We start from the raw sequence: 15,853 nt of genomic DNA on the forward strand, positions 1-15,853 counted from the left end.
TTCAGCACGGAACCAGCTCGCCCACGTCCCGAATCAGCATTACTCCGAAAGGCAGGATTTCCCCTGGTCCGAGTCCGGTTGGCCGGATGCACGCCGCTTGGATGCCGTGGGCGAGCGCGCCCCTGACGTCGTGTCCGACGTACAGGATGAGCTCGGGATGACAGCCCGCGGCGGCCACGATCAGCCGGTGGAAGATCAGGCTGTCCGGGGACACGCCCAGTTGGGCCGACGGGAGGACGACCGCGAACAGGTCTTCGATTCCGGCCGCCCGGAGTTCGGCCCGCAGGTCCTGGCCGGGCTCGGTGGCGCAGGCCAGGACCAGGCGGAATCCGGCCTGGGACAGCTTTCGCAGGGTCTCGGGGGCGGCCAGGTGGTCGAAGACCAGGCAGCCGCCGGTCATGGGGCCGCGGCGGCGGGGTGTGCACCCACCCGGATCGGCACGATCCGCCGCCGCTGTCCCTGACCCCACGACCTGACCTGGCGGGGCGCGCTCACCCCGTGCACAGGCCGAGGCTCTCGTGCTCCTTCACCCCCACGCCGCCGAAGATCGGTACGTCGGGGTCGAACCGGAACACGTTGTTGTCCGGACGCCACTCCTTGAGCCGGACCACCCCCGGCGGAACCAGCCGCAGCCCGTCGAAGAAGGCGGTGACCTCCTCCTCCGACCGCAGCACCGCCGGTGAACTCGCCCGCTCGTACGCCTTGACCGCCGCGTCCAGCTGCGCCACGGCTTCGACGTGCGAGAGCACCAGGCAGGAGCCCGGCACGAGGGAGTCCATCAGCTTCCGCACCGCCTCGTACGGCTCCTCCTCGTCGGTCACGAAGTGCAGCACCGCCACCAGGAGGACGGCCACCGGCCGGGTCAGGTCGAGGTGGGTGCGGAGTTCCTGGTCGTCCAGGACGGCCAGCGGGTCCCGGACGTCGCCCGCGATGGCCTTGGTCTGCGGGTCCCTGGCGAGCAGGGCACGGGCGTGGACGAGCACCACGGGGTCGTTGTCCACGTAGACCACCCGGGATTCCGGGTTGGCCCGCTGGGCCACCTGGTGCACGTTCTCGCGGGTGGGCAGGCCCGCGCCGATGTCGATGAACTGGGCGATGCCGAGTTCCGTGGCCGCGTGCCGGACGGCCCGGCCGAGGAACCTGCGGTTGGCCCAGGCGATGTCCCTCGTCTGGGGGACGCGCCGGATGACCTCCTCCGCGCACTCCCGGTCGGCGAGGGTGTTGTCTTTGCCGCCCAGGTAGTAGTCGTACATGCGCGCCACGTTGGGCGTCTTCACGTCGATCGTGTAGGGCTGGTCGGGGCGCCGATGGGGGCGTAGGTCAGGGTTTGGCGGCTCGAACGGGGTCATAGGCCAAGACTAGAAAACCGGTATTACTTGTATCTACCGGTGTGCTCATGTAGGAGATCGCAGATACCGATCATGAGGCGGAGAGATTTCCCTGCCAGAGGGAGATTTCTCCGCCTCCGTAAAAGATCCACGTCAGCGGAGGTCCACCTCCGCGTGGGTTTGGCCGCCCGACAGCTTCGGGTAGCCGGGGCCGCGGTCGAAGAAGGCCTCCGTGGTGGGGAGGGTGGCGCGGAGGTCGGTGGTGGCGGGTTCGTTGACGGTGAGGTCGGGGTGGAGGATGACGCCGTAGTCGGTGCGGGCGGCTTCGAGGGAGACCTTGCCGTCGCGGACGTCGGCGGCGACGGACAGGGGGTCGCGGTCGTAGGGGGAACCCCAGCCGCCGCCGCCCGTGGTGCGGATGCGGATGATCTCGTCGGCGCGGACGGGGAAGTCGTCGACCAGGCCGTCCATCTCGACGCCGTTGACGGTGACCACGAAGGGACGGCCGGCGCGGCCGCCGGCGACGCCCCAGCAGCTGAGGATGGAGCGGTCGGCGATGGACATGAAGGAGGCGTCGCGGAGCATGCGGAGGTGCTTGTCGTAGCCGAGGCCACCGCGGTACTCGCCCGGGCCGCCGCTGTCCACCGCCAGGCCCAGGCGTTCGACCCGGAACGGCCAGCGGGCCTCGGCGAACTCGACGGGGATGTTGCGGGAGTCGGGGACCACGTGGATGGTGTCCTCGCCGTCGGCGTACCAGCGGCCGCCGGAGCCGCCGCCGAGGACCTCGCGCATCAGGTAGTCGTTGCCGGCCGCGTCGTGGCCGTAGACGCCGGTGTAGCGGATGGTCTCCTGGTCGGCGGGCATGCGGCCGCCGGTGGCCTTGGCCAGGACCCCGGCGAGCACGCCGAGCAGGCGCAGGATGACGAAGGTGCGGGCGTTGGTGGGGGCCGGGAAGATGGGCGTGAGCAGGGTGCCCTTCTCCGGGAAGACCATCTTGATGAGCGGGACCACGCCCTCGTTGACGTCGAGTTCGGCCATGCGCTCGGGGGTGTCGGCGAGGTTGCGCAGGATGGGGGCCAGCCACTTCTTCAGGAACACCCCGTCGGCGTAGTCGCCGGCGTGGTTGATCGGGCCCTTGGCCTGCGGTGAGGTGCCGGTGAAGTCGATGACCAGCGGCTCGGGGGCGGAGTGATCCACGGTGAGGGTGATGCGCTGGGCGTGCAGGCGGGGTTCGTCCACGCCGTCGTGCTCGGCGTAGTCCTCCCAGACGTGGACGCCTTCCGGGATCTTGGCCAGCAGCTCGCGCCGGTAGGTCTCGGTGGTCTTGGAGATGATCGCGTCGAAGCAGGCGTCCACGGCCGCCCTGCCGTACCGGTCGAAGAGCTCGCCGAGGCGGCGGGCGCCCATCAGGCAGGCGGAGCACTCGGCGTCCAGGTCGCCGGCCAGGGAGTCGGGCATGCGCGAGTTGCGGGTCATGATGCGGAGCGCGGCCTCGTTGGGCACGCCCTGGTCCCAGAGCTTGATCGGGGGGACCATCAGGCCCTCCTCGAAGACGCTGCGGGCGCCGGAGGGCATCGAGCCGGGGCAGGCGCCCCCGATGTCGTCGTGGTGGCCGAACGCCTGCACGAAGGCGACCACCTCGCCGCCGTGGAAGACGGGCACGGTGACGCACAGGTCGGGCAGGTGGCCGATGCCGCCTTCCGACAGGTAGACGTCGTTGTGGAAGAACACGTCGCCGGGGCGCATGGTGTCGATCGGGAAGTCCCGGACGATGGGCTGGACCAGCGCCGAGTAGGAGCGGCCGGTGAGCTTGCGGAGGCGGGCGTCGTGGATGCCGGCCCGGAAGTCGTGCGCGTCCCTGATCATCGGGGAGCGGGCGGTCCGCGCGATGGCGGTCTCCACCTCCATCTCCACCGAGGCCAGCGTGCCTTCGACGATCTCGATCAGGATCGGGTCAGCCGAACTCACGTCGGACCTCCAGGTTGCCGTAGTCGTCCATGGTGGCCGTGAAGCCGGGGTGGATGGGCAGGGTGGAGCCGTACTCCTCGATCACGGCGGGGCCGGTCACCACGGCGCCGGCGCCGAGTTCGCGGCGGCGGTAGATGACGGTGCGGGCCCAGTTCTCGAAGAAGACGTCCCTGGTGCAGATGGGGCTGGGCTCCTCCGGCTGGTACGGCCGGCGCGCCACGGTCGGCCGGGTGATCGGCCCGATGCCGGAGATCCGCAGGTTGACCCATTCGACGGCGTGCCGGGGGTCGTCGCGGTAGCCGTACCCGTAGAGCTTCTGGTGGGCCTCGTGGAAGCGGTCGAGTACGGCGTCCCGCCAGGCGGGGGTGATCGGGCCGTCGGGGGCGGGCACCCGCACCTCGTAGGCCTGGCCGTAGTAGCGCAGGTCGGCGCTGCGCGCGTACACGTGGCGGGTGAAGCCCTCGCGGTCCAGCGCCTCGGCGGCCTGGGCCTCCAGTTCGGCGAGGATGGCGGCCACGGCCTCCAGGGCGGGGTCGCGGGTCACGTGGGTGCGCACGTAGTCGTTCTTCACGTCGACGGTGAGCAGCCCGAAGGCCGAGACGTTGCCCGGGTCGGGCGGGATGATCGCGGCGCGCAGGCCGAGCACGTCGATCAGGCGGCAGGCCAGCAGCGGCCCGGAGCCGCCGAACGCGACCAGCGGGAAGTCCCGCACGTCCAGGCCGCGCTTGACGGTGATCTGGCGGATCGCGTTGGACTGGTTGAAGGCGCTGATCTCCAGGATGCCGGTGGCGCAGCGTTCCGGGGTGAGGCCCAGCTTGGCGGCGAGGGCCTCGATGCCGGCCCTGGCCGCCGCCGCGTCCAGCGGGATCTCGCCGCCCAGCAGGTGCGGCGGCACCCGGCCGAGGAAGACGTGCGCGTCGGTGACGGTGACCTCGGTGCCGCCCTTGCCGTAGCAGATCGGGCCGGGGTCGGCGCCGGCCGAGCGGGGGCCGACCTTGAGGGTGCCCTCGGGGGAGATCCAGGCGATCGAGCCGCCCCCGGCGCCCACCGTGACGATGTCGATCATGGGGATCTTGCAGGGGTAGCGGCCGATGCTGCCCTCGGTGGTCTGCGAGGGCTCGCCGTCCACGACCACGGCGACGTCGGTGGAGGTGCCGCCGCCGTCCAGGGTGATCACCGACGGGTGGCCCGCCGTGCCGGCGATGAGGGCGGCGCCGAGCGCGCCCGCCGCGGGCCCGGAGAGCACGGTGGTGATCGGCTGGTGGACCACCTCGGTGGCGGAGAGCACGCCGCCGTTGCTCTTCATGACCGAGAAGGAGCGGCCGAGCCGCTCCGACAGGTTGTCGATGTACGCCCGCATGATCGGTTTCACGGCGGCGTCCACCAGCGTGGTGACCGAGCGCTCGTACTCGCGGTACTCGCGGAGCACGTCGCTGGAGAGGGAGACCACCGCGCCCGGGTGCTCGCGGGCCAGCACCTCGCGCATGCGCCGCTCGTGCTCGGGGTTGGCGTAGGAGTGCAGGAAGCAGACGCCGATCGCGGTGATCCCGCTGTCGCGGAACCAGCGGGCGACGGCGACGGCCTGCTCCTCGTCGAAGGGCCGCACCTGCGCGCCCTGGTGGTCCAGGCGTCCGCCGACCGTTTTCACCCGGTGGACCGGCACGATCCGGGGTGGTTTCACCCAGAAGTAGGAGTTCCCGTAGCCGTCCGGGACGCTCTGGCGGGCGATCTCCAGGATGAACTCGAAGCCCTCGGTGGTCACGAAGCCCAGGTGGGCGGTGCCGTCCGGGCGGTCCTCCAGCAGCTGGTTGGTGGCGACCGTGGTCCCGTGCACCAGCGCCGAGACGGCGGCCAGGTCATCCGCGGGTACGCTCCCGTGGAGCTCAAGAACCTTGTGCACCCCTGCCAGAAATCCATCGGCCGGGTTGGCAGGAGTAGAAGGTGTCTTGGTCGTGACGATCTGGCCGGAGGCCTCGTCCACCAGGACCACGTCGGTGAACGTCCCCCCGGTGTCGACTCCGATACGGACGCTGTGCATGCTCCAGTTTCTACCGACGAGCCATGACCTCTGAAATCAGCGGACTCTGCCGAAGAATCCGGAAATCGTCGTCAGAGGCTGCTTAGGAGGGTCGGGTGGGCCAGCCCACGTGGCGGCCGACGCCCATGACGTGGTCGATGTTCTGCGGGCCGACATAGGCGGCCATCCGGGTGGCGCGGTCGTTGGCGCGGCGCAGTTCGGCCTCGGCCTTGTCCTTGCCGGACTGCCCGGCCTGTACGCCGAAGTAGGCCCCGATGATGGTGCCCACCACGCCGGAGAGCCCGGCGAAGAGCATGCCGGCGTCCCCGGTGCTGATCACCGCCACGGCGAACCCGATCAGGATCACCACCAGCCCGGCGAGCACCACGAGGAACCCGTACCGCCAGCGGGCGGCGTCGGCCTCGGCGGCCACGCGGTAGTCGGCCACCATCATGGCGTCCAGGTCGGCCGGGGTTTCTGTCGGCGTGGAGGACATGCGAGCTCCCAAGGTGAGACGTGAACAGGGAGCAAATCTGCCATTGAAGCCCAGGTCATGCCAATAGGGGGTCAGCGGGTGAGATCGTCCAGGCGGTGGGTCAGCTGGGCGTACTCGGCGTCGATGAGCGCGGAGACCGCGCGCCACCAGGCGAACCACTCGGCGCTCCGCCACATCCAGTCGACCCGCTCGACGGCGGCCACCACCTCGCCCCGGGTGGTCCAGGCGGGGCCGACCTGGGCGGCGAGTGCGCCGTGCTGGAGTGCCCAGTCGCGCAGCAGGTCGGCGGCGTGCGGGTCGACCGGCTCGTCGTACGGGCTGGGCCGCTCGCCGGGCAGCGGATGCGGGCCGAGACCGGCGGCGACGCCCCAGCTCCACTGGGCCTCGGCGGGGCGGGAGTAGCGCAGCGAGGCGAAGTCCAGGTTGGAGCCCAGGTTCTCGTCCCTGCGCGCGACGACCACGGCGTCCAGGCGGCCCCCGGCGTCGAAGGAGACCACCAGGCGGTGGCCCGCGCGGGCGCCGCCCGGCAGGTCGATGCGGTCCTCGGCCTGCCAGGAGTTGAGGTCGGCGAAGCCGACCGGCGGGCCCCAGAGCGTGTCGGCCACGTCGTCGGCGATCCAGGCGGCGAGCATCTCCAGCACGGTCAGGTCCCCCCAGGGGTCCAGCGGGACCGCCTTGACCAGGACCTCCTCCGGTGGGGGCAGGGTGCCGCCCCGGCTCACCGTCCACCAGCCGCCGCCCAGCTCGCCGGTGCCCACGAACAGGGCGGCGATGGCGGCCAGTTCGGCGGCACGCCGGGTCAGCGGGGCGCCGCGGGCCAGTTCGGCCGCCCTTCTGGTGCGTTCCCTGCCCAGCACGGCTTGCGCCTCCCTGAGCAGGGTGGCCGCCGTTGGTCGCTCCTCGCCCAGCAGATCGAGTACGAGCCGCCGGGCCTCCGATCGGGCATCCTCTGCGTGCGCCTCCCGCATAAGCCACAACTTACGCAAAAAGATCGCCCAGGGCGAGAGCCCTGAGGGTGACCGCCAGGAGACTCGATCATCACCGCCGGGAGCGGCCCAGCAGCCAGCCGATCACCGCGCTGCCGAGCGCGATGGCCGCGCCCATGCCGAAGGCGGCCAGCAGCGACCAGGAGGGCGCGGCGGGCTTGGGCGGCGGTGCCGGACGGGTGAAGACCTGGCCGGGCTGCGCGGCAGGGGCCGCGGGCGACAGCGGAGCTTCGGAGAACACCGGAGCCTCGGGGAACGCCGGGGCTTCGGGGAACGCCGGGGCTTCGGCGAAGATCGGGACCTCGGCGAGTGCCGGGACGGGACCGGCGGTCTCGACCAGGACCGGGCCGGCGAGCAGGTGTTCCTCGACGGCGGAGAAGAACTCCCCCGCGGTCTTGCGGGCCACCGAGTTGAGCATGCGCTGGCCGACCCCGCCGATCATGCCGCCGACCACGGCGTCGGCGTCGTAGTCCACCCGGGTGCCGCCCTCGACCTCGCTGAGCCGGATCTGCACGGTGGCGTCCACCGTGCCGGGCGCGCCCTGGCCCCGGGCTCGCAGCACGAAGCTCTCCGGCTCCTCGGGCTCGGCGAGGGCGACCTCGCCCTGGTAGACGCCCCGGATGGAGGCCACCCCGGCGTGCACGGTCATCCGGTAGATGTCACCGCCGACCGCCTCCAGGCGCTCACATCCGGGGATGGTCCGGACGAGCACCCCGGGATCCTGCAACGCGGTCCACAACCGGGCACGGTCCACTCCGAGCAGAGCGCTGCCGATGACCTTCATGGCTCCCACCTCCGATGCCGAGCACACTAGAGAATCTAGAGGAGCGACGATAACGGCAAGATCTGCCCCCACCGGTCAAGACGGGCTTGCAGATTTTCACATGCTTTCAGGCGCGGACGGCGAGCATCTCGGCGTAGACGGTGAGCGCGATCTCGGCGGGCGTGCGGGCCTTCAGGTCGAGCCCGGCCGGGGTGTGCACGCGCTCGCCGCCCTCGATCCCGGCCAGCACCGCGTTCCCCCGCCGCCGGCTGGCCACCAACCCGATGTAAGGGATATTTCCGGAAATGGCGTGTTGGAGGACGGGGGTTTCCGCGATCCCGTGTGAGGCCACGATCACGGCGGCGGTGTCCGGGGCCAGGGTGACCTGGGGGTCCTCGGTGCGCTCGATCTCGTAGCCGAGGGCGGTGCCCAGGGTGTGCAGGGCGTGGGCGATCGGGCCCTGGCCGTACACCAGGACGAGCATGGGCGGGATCACCGCCTCCAGGAAGATCTCCAGGGTCCCGCCGGACAGGCAGGGTTGCCCGACCGCCACCAGCCCCTCCTCCTCGTACGGCTCCGCCGCCTCGGGGGTGATGCGCAGCAGCGTGGAGCGGCCCTCGGCGAGCGAGCGCAGGCTCTGGGTGCGGACGGTGGCCAGCGCGCAGTGCCCCCCGACGAACCCCTCGATGGTCCCGTCGGGGAACACCAGCGCCCGGTCCCCGGCCTTGGCGCTGGTCGGCCGGGCCGCCCGTACCACGGTCGCCACCACGTACGGCTGACGCCGCGCGCGCAACGCCTGCTCCCGGCCCGGCGGGGGGCCGCCGGGGCGCCGGGAGGGCATGCCGAGGAACTCACTCATGTGATGGCCAGGTCGGTCCGGATCGGGTCGCCCTGGATGGCCCGCCAGACGGCGGCCGGGGTGAGCGGCATGTCGGCGTGGCGCACGCCGTACGGGGCGAGGGCGTCGATCACCGCGTTGACCACGGCGGCCGGCGAGCCCACGGTGGCCGACTCGCCGACGCCCTTGGCGCCGATGGGGTGGTGCGGGGAGGGGGTGACGGTCTCGCCGAGCTCCCAGGACGGGCACTCCAGGGCGGTCGGCAGCAGGTAGTCCATGAAGGAGGCGCCGAGGTGGTTGCCCTCCTCGTCGAAGGCCATCAGCTGCATGAGCGCCATGCCGACCCCGTCGGCGAGGCCGCCGTGCACCTGGCCTTCGACGATCATCGGGTTGATCCGGTTCCCGCAGTCGTCCACGGCGACGAAGCGGCGGACCTTGACCTGGCCGGTGCCGGGGTCCACGTCCACCACGCAGATGTAGGCGCCGAAGGGGTAGGTGAGGTTGGGCGGGTTGTAGACGCAGGTGGCGTCCAGGTGGCCCTCCACGCCGTCGGGGAGTTCCAGGTTGGAGTGGGCGGCCAGGGCGATCTCCTGGATGGTCCTGCTCGCCCCGGTGCCCGCCACCGTCCAGGCGCCGCCGGACTCGCCGACCGACCATTCCAGGTCCTGCGGGGAGGCTTCCAGCATGGCCGAGGCCACCTGGCGGGCGCGTTCCCTGACCTTGCGGGCGACCATCGCGGTGGCGGCGCCGGAGACGGGCGTGCTGCGGGAGCCGTACGTGCCGAGCCCGAACGGGGTCTGGTCGGTGTCGCCGTGCACCACCTCCACGTCGTCCGGAGAGATGCCGAGTTCGGCGGCGACGATCTGGGCGAAGGTGGTCTCGTGGCCCTGGCCCTGGGTCTGGCAGGAGACCCGGAGCACGGCCTTGCCGGTCGGGTGCACCCGGAGCTCGGCGCCGTCGGCCATGCCGAGGCCGAGGATGTCCATGTGCTTGCGCGGCCCCGCGCCGACGGCCTCGGTGAAGAAGCTGATGCCGATGCCCATCGGCTCGCCGCGTGCCCTTTTCTCGGCCTGCTCGCGGCGGAGGGCGTCGTAACCGGCCATGTCCATGGCCAGCTGGAGGGTCTTCTGGTAGTCCCCGGAGTCGTACTCCCAGCCGGTGGGGGTGGTGTAGGGGAACTGCTCGGGGCGGAGCAGGTTCTTCATGCGCAGTTCCGCGGGATCGGCGCCCAGTTCCGCGGCCAGTACGTCGATCATGCGTTCGACCAGGTAGACGGCCTCGGTGATGCGGAAGGAGCAGGCGTAGGCGACGCCGCCCGGTGCCTTGTTGGTGTAGACGCCGGTGACCTCGCAGTGCGCGGCCTGGATGTCGTAGGAGCCGGTGAAGACGTGGAAGAACCCGGCCGGGAACTTGCTGGGCTGGGCGGTGCCGTTGAAGGCGCCGTGGTCGGCCAGGACCTTGACGCGGATGGCCTGGATGCGGCCGTCGCGGGTGGCGGCCACCTCGCCGCGCATGTGGTAGTCGCGGGCGAAGGCGGTGCTCATCAGGTTCTCGGACCGGTCCTCCATCCACTTGACCGGCCTGCCGGTGACGATCGACCCGACAATCGCGCAGACATATCCTGGATATATCCCGACTTTTCCGCCGAAGCCGCCGCCGATGTCGGGGCTGATGACGCGGATCTTGTGTTCGGGGAGGCCGGCCACCATCGCGTACAGGGTGCGGTGGGCGTGCGGGGCCTGGGTGGGGCACCAGACGGTCAGCTTGCCGGTGACCTTGTCGAAGTCGGCCACCGCGCCGCAGGTCTCCAGCGGCGCGGGGTGCACCCGCGGGTAGAGCATGTCCTGGCTCACCGTGACTTCGGCCCGGGCGAAGACGGCGTCGGCGGCGGCCCGGTCCCCGGCCTCCCAGTCGAAGATCCGGTTGTCGGTACGGCCCTCCTGGTCGTCCCGGATGACGGGGGCGCCCTCGTCCAGCGCCGTCCTAGCGTCGATCACCGGATCCAGCGGCTCGTAGTCGACGTCGATGAGCTCCAGGGCGTCGCGCGCCGAGTACCGGTCCTCGGCCACCACGAAGGCGACCTCCTGGCCCTGGAACCTGACCTTGTCGGTGGCCAGCACCGCCTGGGTGTCGGCCGAGAGCGTGGGCATCCAGTCCAGGTTGAGCCCGGCCAGGGTGGCGCCGGTGATGACCGCCCGGACCTTGGGGTGCGCCTCGGCGGCGGCGGTGTCCACGGAGCGGATCCAGGCGTGCGCGTGCGGGCTGCGCAGGACGGCCCCGTAGAGCATGCCGGGCAGCTGCACGTCGTCCACGTAGCCGCCGCGGCCCCGGATGAACCGGGCGTCCTCCTTGCGGTGCATGCGGCCGAAGCCCATCGGGGTGCTCATGCCTTCGCCTCCTGGTTCTCCGCCGCCCAGCGGACCGAGCGCACGATGTTCTCGTAGCCGGTGCACCGGCAGAGCTGCCCCGAGATGGCCTCCCGGATCTCGCCCTCGTCCGGGTCGGGGTTGCGGTCGAGCAGCCAGCGGGCGGTCATCAGCATGCCGGGGGTGCAGAACCCGCACTGCAGTCCGTGGCACTGCACGAAGCCCTGCTGCACGGGGTCGAGCTCGCCGTCCTTCTCCAGGCCCTCCACCGTGGTCACCTCGTGCCCGTCGGCCATCACCGCCAGCACGGTGCACGACTTGACCGGCACGCCGTCCAACTGCACCACGCACACCCCGCAGTTGGAGGTGTCGCAGCCCCAGTGGGTGCCGGTCAGGCCGAGCTCGTCGCGGAGGAAGTGCACCAGCAGCAGGCGCGGTTCCACGTCGCGCACGTGGGTCTGGCCGTTCACGGTGACGCTGATCCTCATGACTGGCTCCCGTCGGCTCGGGCGGCGGCGCGGCTCAGCGCCCGGAAGGTGAGTTCTCCGGCCAGGTGGCGTTTGTAGTCGACCGGGCCGCGCTGGTCGGCCTGCGGCTCGCAGCTTTCGGCGGCGATCCTGCCCGCCTCGCGCAGGACCGCCTCGCCCGGTTCCTTTCCGATCAGGTACGCCTCGGCCTCGGGCGCGGTGAAGTGCTCGGCGCCCACGGCGGTCAGCCCCAGCCCCGCCTCGGCGATCACCCCGCCGGGCCCCAGCCGCAGGTAGGCCCCGGCGGCGGCCACCGGCCAGTCCCCCACCCTGCGCTCCACCTTGACGTACGCGCTGCCCGCCCCCGGCCTGATGGGCACCCGGAGCTCGGTCAGGATCTCCCCGGGTTCGACCACCGTCTCGTACGGCCCGACGTGGAAGTCCCGGATGGACACGGTACGGCTGCCGCCCGGCCCCGCGATCACGGCATCGGCCCGGACGGCCGCGAACGCCGCCGAGAGATCCTCGGACGGGTCGGCCTGGCAGAGCGACCCGCCGACGGTGCCCCGGTTCCGCACCACGGGATCCGCGATCACCCGCTCCGCTTCATGAAATATCGGGAAATATCGGCCTACGTCGGGGTCGGCGAGGAGGGCGGCGTGCCGTACCAGGGCGCCGATCACCAGCGTGTCCCCCGCCACCGCGAGGTGGCTCAGCTCCGCCAGCCCGTTGATGTCGATCAGGGCGTCCGGCTGGGCCAGCCGGAGCTTCATCATCGGGATCAGGCTGTGCCCGCCCGCCACCAGCCGGGCCTCGGGTCCGTACCGCTCCAGCAACTCCAGCGCGTGCCCCACGCTCTCGGCCCGCTCGAACTCGAAACTGGCGGGAACCTGCATGCCAACCTCCTCGTCGACTGCGCTACCCCCACCTCACCCCGCCCGGTGCCACCGCAACAATGCGGAAATAAGGGGTTCATTAATGACCGAGAGCGGTCTAGAAAGAACAGGTGACCCTGACCCAGCTCAGCGCCTTCGTGTTCGTGGGCAGGCTCGGCTCGGTCAAGGCGGCGGCCAAGGCGCTCGGGGTCAGCGAACCGGCCATCTCGCAGGCGCTGGGCGCCCTCCGGGTGCACATGGGCGACCCGCTGGTGGTGCGCTCCGGGGACCGGATGACCCTCACCGAGGGGGGCAGGCGGCTCTTCTCCATCGCCGCCCAGATGGTCGCGCTCGGCGCCGAGGCGGAGTCCGCCGTCCGCACGGTCCGCGCCGACCGCCTGCACCTGGTGGCCACCGGCGCCATCGCCGAGTTCGTGGCCTCCTCCCTCACCGACGTCTTCGGCCGCCGCCGCGCGATGGAGACCACCTGCGGCGAGGCCGTCACCGAGGAGATCCCGCTCCTGCTCACCAGCCGGGTGGCCGACGTGGCCCTCGGCCCCAGGGTCACCGGCGAACGCCTGACCAGTCAGCCCGTGCTCCGCTGCCGTCTGCTCGCGGTCGGCTCCCCCACCGGCTCCCGGGACACCTGGCTGGTCGACCCGTCCATCGAGGATCCGGCCAGCGACGTCAGCCACCTGCTCCGCCGCCTGCGCGTCCCGGAGTCCCGCATCCGCGTCTTCCCCAGCCAGGCGGCCACCTGGGACGCCGCCACGGCCGGCGACGGCATCGCCCCCGCCATCGGCCACCTGGCCACCCGCCACCTCCGCCGCGGCGACCTCACCGTCGTCGAAACCCCGGCCACCCCCGTCGATCTGACCTGGTACGCCACCGCCCTGGACCCCACCAGCCGCTCCCCCTTGGCCGGGACCTTCCTGGACTTCCTCAGCACCCCGACCGCCACCCAGCTGATGCACTCCCCCGGGGCCGGGGTCCCGCGCGCCCGGTTCCGCCCGGCCGTACACGTGTCCATCTGGAGCAAGTGACGCGCGGCGGCGGGCGAAGCAATCGTTGTATGGGATCCGTCCGGACCTGCCGATGCACACTCGGGTGGAGCCGAGGCCGAGGAGGTTCCGCTGTGAACGTCGACCTTTCCGCCGGGTCCCCGCGCGACGGCGTGGCCTGGCCGGCGGGGACGCTGCTGGCCCGGCTCGGGGCGCGGGCGCGGGCGGATCTGCTGGATCTGGGTTCGCCGCGCGCGTTCGGTCCTGGCCGGGTGCTGATCCGGCAGGGCGAGCCGGGCATGCACGTCTACCTGCTCACCTCCGTACGGGCCGGGGCGTCGGCCTGCGTGAAGGTGAGCGCGCGGCTGGCCAACGGCGCGGAGAGCCTGCTGGACATCACGGTGTCGGGGGACGTGGTGGGCGAGATGACCCTGCTGCGCGGGGTCGCCCGCACGGCCACGGTGACCACCTGCTCACCCGTCCGCGCACGGGTGATCTCCGGCGGGGAGTTCCTGGGCTTCCTGGCCCGGCACGAGGAGGCCTGGCCCGCCGTGGGCGGCATGGTGGCCGATCGGCTGGTCTGGGCCAACGACCGCCGCCTGGAGTTCGCCGGGTACCCCGTCCTGGCGCGGCTGGCCCGCGCGCTCAGCGTGCTGACCGCCCGGCACGGGTACCGCACCAGCGCGGGCCACGACCTGGGCGTCCGGCTCTCCCACGACGAGCTGGGAAAACTGATCGGAGCCGGCCGGGACGCGATCGGCAAGGCGGTGGCCCGCCTCCGGGACGAGGGCCTCATCTCGGTCCGCTACCGGCGGATCACCGTCCTGGCCCTGCCCGCGCTCTCCGCCTACGCGGATCACCACATGAGCAGGTAGACCGTCCCGGCGATGACCGTGACCAGGCAGGCGAGGGCGAGCAGTCGGGCGGCAGGGGTGGCGTGAGTGAGCCAGTGCGACACGGTCACCCCGAGCAGGGCGACTCCGTAGACAAGGATGACCAACGGCAGGAACAGGTATAAGGCGATCTTCAGGGAGCGCTCGACATCGGCCTCCGAGGGCCCACGCCGGATCTTGCCGGCGGAATGGTCCTCGCCGGACGTCAGGGCCATCCCCGGGATCGGGGGCAGGTCGGTGACCAGCCTCTCCAGGTCGCGGCGCGTTCTGGCCCCGTCGGAGGCGGCGATGCGGGCCGCCAGGTCAGCCCATTCCAGTCGTCCCGCCACGAAGTGCTCCTGGAGGATGGCGCGCACCTGGTCCCGCTCGGCAGGCGAAACACGCTTGTTGTCCAAGATTGACCTTTCCCCGCACCAGATCGCCCAACGTACAGCAAGTACAACGGCGATCTACACCTCCGGGTCGCGGGCGGATCGAGCCCCCAGGCGGCCCGGTCCGCGTGCCGTTCACCGTCTGGCTGAGGGCGGGTGGTCTCCGACAATGGGTGGAGTAGCGCTCCCTAAACGAGTTGGAAAGATGCTCGGACGAGCCGGGACGTGATCGGCAAGGCGGATCGCCCGGCTCCGGAACGACAGCACATCACCGTCTGGCTACCGGCAGATCGTCGTCCTCGCACTCGTACGCAGCCCGGAACTCTAGGAACTCCAACCATCACCGTACTGGAATTCACGGGAACCCTATTGCTCGGACTCTGCCCGCTCACGGTTCCAGCCCTACGGACGACACGGCAGCAGGCGGGAAGCAACGCATCTACAACTCCCGAATGAGCACTAGGCATGTGCCGACCGAGAAAATAGAATGTCGATCGCAGCGGCGAAAGGTGGTCCGATGAGGAGCTCGGCCCGCGCGATATGGAGCCCGGTCGAGGACGAGTGGACAATAATTCTGCCGAATCGGCTCGATGTGCGAGCACAAATAGACCGGACCAAAAAGGATGAACCAGGAATCCACTGCCCATTCTGTCCAGGATCTGCAGAACTCCCCCGAGACTACGAGGTCGTAACGCTCCCAAGCAAGCATCCCGTGGTCACCTCGAAGGGCCCAGCCTACGCAGATGGCCCCTATGGTGACCACCAGGTTCTGCTCTACACATCAAATCATTACGGACGACTGGTCGATCAAAGCGTTCGCGTCATACACGAGATGTTGTCCCTGGTCGGTAAACGAACCAAGGAGATGATGCGGGACTCTCGTATTCGAGCCGTCTACGCGTTCGAATCACACGGCGACGAGTTCGGGCCCACGGTAGCCCACCCCCATGGTCAGATCGTCGGTCTTGATTTCACCCCTCGAAGGATGTGGATCGACGACTCCGGCTGCCCCATCTGCTCCTGGCCCGATGCGGAACACCTGCTCATCCAGGATTCCTCCCTGGCGAGACTCCAGATATCCCCATGGGCCCGCCTCCCCTTTGAAATGGCCGTGACACCTGTCCGCCATGTCGGATACCTGAGCGAACTACGGAACGAAGAACGCGAAGCACTCGCCTTCGAGATCAAAACAGCCCTGCTCCTCTGCTCGCGTGCGACCGGGGAAATGCCACCGTATCTACTGAACATCATGCAGTCGACAAAAGATGCAGATGCCGCCCAGCACCTGCGCATCGAAATAGTTCCGTTGCACAAGCCCGACGGCACTCTGAAAAGGCCGGGCGCGATGGAACTTGGCGCGGGCATTTATCTCAACCCATTGGAACCCGCCCGTGCCGCCAACATCTTGAGGAAAAGTCTCCATCATGATCGTAAGCAGAATACAGATGATCGGCACCCAACGCTCGGGGTCGAATCTCCTTAGG

At 70.5% G+C, this 15,853-nt stretch carries 15 protein-coding genes; 3 read left to right on the plus strand and 12 right to left on the minus strand.

Annotated features, from left to right (window positions below):
• Position 1: 1 nt before the first annotated feature.
• The 11 genes from KIP79_RS23540 to KIP79_RS23590 all read right to left on the minus strand — a co-directional run bounded on the left by KIP79_RS23540 (position 2) and on the right by KIP79_RS23590 (position 12,125).
• Positions 2–400 carry an HAD family hydrolase gene (locus KIP79_RS23540; protein ID WP_214107071.1) on the minus strand — a complete coding sequence of 133 codons (399 nt, stop codon included), beginning with the start codon at positions 398–400 and terminating at the stop codon, positions 2–4.
• A gap of 91 nt (positions 401–491) precedes the next feature.
• Positions 492–1,349: an SAM-dependent methyltransferase gene (locus KIP79_RS23545; RefSeq protein WP_214107072.1), complete on the minus strand. Its 858-nt coding sequence runs from the start codon at positions 1,347–1,349 to the stop codon at positions 492–494.
• 132 nt (positions 1,350–1,481) lie between these two features.
• On the minus strand, positions 1,482–3,296 hold the full coding sequence (locus KIP79_RS23550; protein WP_214107073.1) for a hydantoinase B/oxoprolinase family protein: 1,815 nt from the start codon (positions 3,294–3,296) through the stop codon (positions 1,482–1,484).
• Positions 3,283–5,334, minus strand: a complete 2,052-nt coding sequence (locus KIP79_RS23555; RefSeq protein WP_214107074.1) for a hydantoinase/oxoprolinase family protein — start codon at positions 5,332–5,334, stop codon at positions 3,283–3,285. Before KIP79_RS23555 ends, KIP79_RS23550 begins: the two co-directional genes overlap by 14 nt.
• 82 nt (positions 5,335–5,416) lie before the next feature.
• The gene (locus tag KIP79_RS23560) at positions 5,417–5,809 is read right to left on the minus strand and encodes a hypothetical protein (RefSeq protein ID WP_214107075.1); all 393 of its coding nucleotides are present in this window, start codon (positions 5,807–5,809) and stop codon (positions 5,417–5,419) included.
• Positions 5,810–5,880: 71 nt separating this feature from the next.
• Positions 5,881–6,777 (minus strand): hypothetical protein, encoded by an 897-nt coding sequence (locus KIP79_RS23565; RefSeq protein ID WP_214107076.1) that lies wholly within the window; start codon positions 6,775–6,777, stop codon positions 5,881–5,883.
• A gap of 70 nt (positions 6,778–6,847) precedes the next feature.
• Positions 6,848–7,579, minus strand: coding sequence for an SRPBCC family protein (locus tag KIP79_RS23570; protein ID WP_214107077.1), 732 nt, complete (start codon positions 7,577–7,579; stop codon positions 6,848–6,850).
• A gap of 106 nt (positions 7,580–7,685) precedes the next feature.
• The gene (locus KIP79_RS23575; protein WP_214107078.1) at positions 7,686–8,417 is read right to left on the minus strand and encodes an XdhC family protein; all 732 of its coding nucleotides are present in this window, start codon (positions 8,415–8,417) and stop codon (positions 7,686–7,688) included.
• Positions 8,414–10,783, minus strand: a complete 2,370-nt coding sequence (locus tag KIP79_RS23580; protein ID WP_250213707.1) for an aerobic carbon-monoxide dehydrogenase large subunit — start codon at positions 10,781–10,783, stop codon at positions 8,414–8,416. The genes KIP79_RS23575 and KIP79_RS23580 overlap by 4 nt, the downstream gene beginning before the upstream one ends.
• On the minus strand, positions 10,780–11,250 hold the full coding sequence (locus tag KIP79_RS23585; RefSeq protein ID WP_214107079.1) for a (2Fe-2S)-binding protein: 471 nt from the start codon (positions 11,248–11,250) through the stop codon (positions 10,780–10,782). The genes KIP79_RS23580 and KIP79_RS23585 overlap by 4 nt, the downstream gene beginning before the upstream one ends.
• Entirely contained in the window at positions 11,247–12,125 is an 879-nt protein-coding gene (locus KIP79_RS23590; RefSeq protein ID WP_214107080.1) for an FAD binding domain-containing protein, read from the minus strand. Before KIP79_RS23590 ends, KIP79_RS23585 begins: the two co-directional genes overlap by 4 nt.
• A 110-nt stretch (positions 12,126–12,235) precedes the next feature.
• Here KIP79_RS23590 and KIP79_RS23595 point away from each other — a divergent pair, with 110 nt between their 5' ends.
• Both KIP79_RS23595 and KIP79_RS23600 read left to right on the plus strand, forming a co-directional pair.
• Positions 12,236–13,147 carry a LysR family transcriptional regulator gene (locus KIP79_RS23595; protein ID WP_214107081.1) on the plus strand — a complete coding sequence of 304 codons (912 nt, stop codon included), beginning with the start codon at positions 12,236–12,238 and terminating at the stop codon, positions 13,145–13,147.
• A gap of 92 nt (positions 13,148–13,239) precedes the next feature.
• Positions 13,240–13,980, plus strand: a complete 741-nt coding sequence (locus KIP79_RS23600) for a Crp/Fnr family transcriptional regulator (RefSeq protein ID WP_308169853.1) — start codon at positions 13,240–13,242, stop codon at positions 13,978–13,980.
• On the opposite strand, the gene KIP79_RS23605 is transcribed toward KIP79_RS23600, so the two are convergent.
• Positions 13,962–14,393, minus strand: a complete 432-nt coding sequence (locus KIP79_RS23605) for a DUF1707 SHOCT-like domain-containing protein (RefSeq protein WP_214107083.1) — start codon at positions 14,391–14,393, stop codon at positions 13,962–13,964. The genes KIP79_RS23600 and KIP79_RS23605 overlap by 19 nt on opposite strands.
• Before the next feature lie 493 nt (positions 14,394–14,886).
• Between KIP79_RS23605 and KIP79_RS23610 the strand changes: the two genes are divergently transcribed.
• On the plus strand, positions 14,887–15,852 hold the full coding sequence (locus tag KIP79_RS23610; protein ID WP_214107084.1) for a DUF4931 domain-containing protein: 966 nt from the start codon (positions 14,887–14,889) through the stop codon (positions 15,850–15,852).
• Position 15,853 lies beyond the last annotated feature (1 nt).

The organism is Acrocarpospora catenulata (assembly GCF_018476525.1).
In the GTDB taxonomy this organism is placed as follows: Bacteria; Actinomycetota; Actinomycetes; order Streptosporangiales; family Streptosporangiaceae; genus Acrocarpospora; species Acrocarpospora catenulata.

Coding starts and splice junctions, on each gene's coding strand:
- KIP79_RS23540 (WP_214107071.1), bottom strand. CDS start 400: ATGACCGGCGGCTGCCTGGTCTTCGACCACCTGGCCGCCCCCGAGACC.
- KIP79_RS23545 (WP_214107072.1), bottom strand. CDS start 1,349: ATGACCCCGTTCGAGCCGCCAAACCCTGACCTACGCCCCCATCGGCGC.
- KIP79_RS23555 (WP_214107074.1), bottom strand. CDS start 5,334: ATGCACAGCGTCCGTATCGGAGTCGACACCGGGGGGACGTTCACCGAC.
- KIP79_RS23560 (WP_214107075.1), bottom strand. CDS start 5,809: ATGTCCTCCACGCCGACAGAAACCCCGGCCGACCTGGACGCCATGATG.
- KIP79_RS23565 (WP_214107076.1), bottom strand. CDS start 6,777: ATGCGGGAGGCGCACGCAGAGGATGCCCGATCGGAGGCCCGGCGGCTC.
- KIP79_RS23570 (WP_214107077.1), bottom strand. CDS start 7,579: ATGAAGGTCATCGGCAGCGCTCTGCTCGGAGTGGACCGTGCCCGGTTG.
- KIP79_RS23575 (WP_214107078.1), bottom strand. CDS start 8,417: ATGAGTGAGTTCCTCGGCATGCCCTCCCGGCGCCCCGGCGGCCCCCCG.
- KIP79_RS23580 (WP_250213707.1), bottom strand. CDS start 10,783: ATGAGCACCCCGATGGGCTTCGGCCGCATGCACCGCAAGGAGGACGCC.
- KIP79_RS23585 (WP_214107079.1), bottom strand. CDS start 11,250: ATGAGGATCAGCGTCACCGTGAACGGCCAGACCCACGTGCGCGACGTG.
- KIP79_RS23590 (WP_214107080.1), bottom strand. CDS start 12,125: ATGCAGGTTCCCGCCAGTTTCGAGTTCGAGCGGGCCGAGAGCGTGGGG.
- KIP79_RS23610 (WP_214107084.1), top strand. CDS start 14,887: ATGAGGAGCTCGGCCCGCGCGATATGGAGCCCGGTCGAGGACGAGTGG.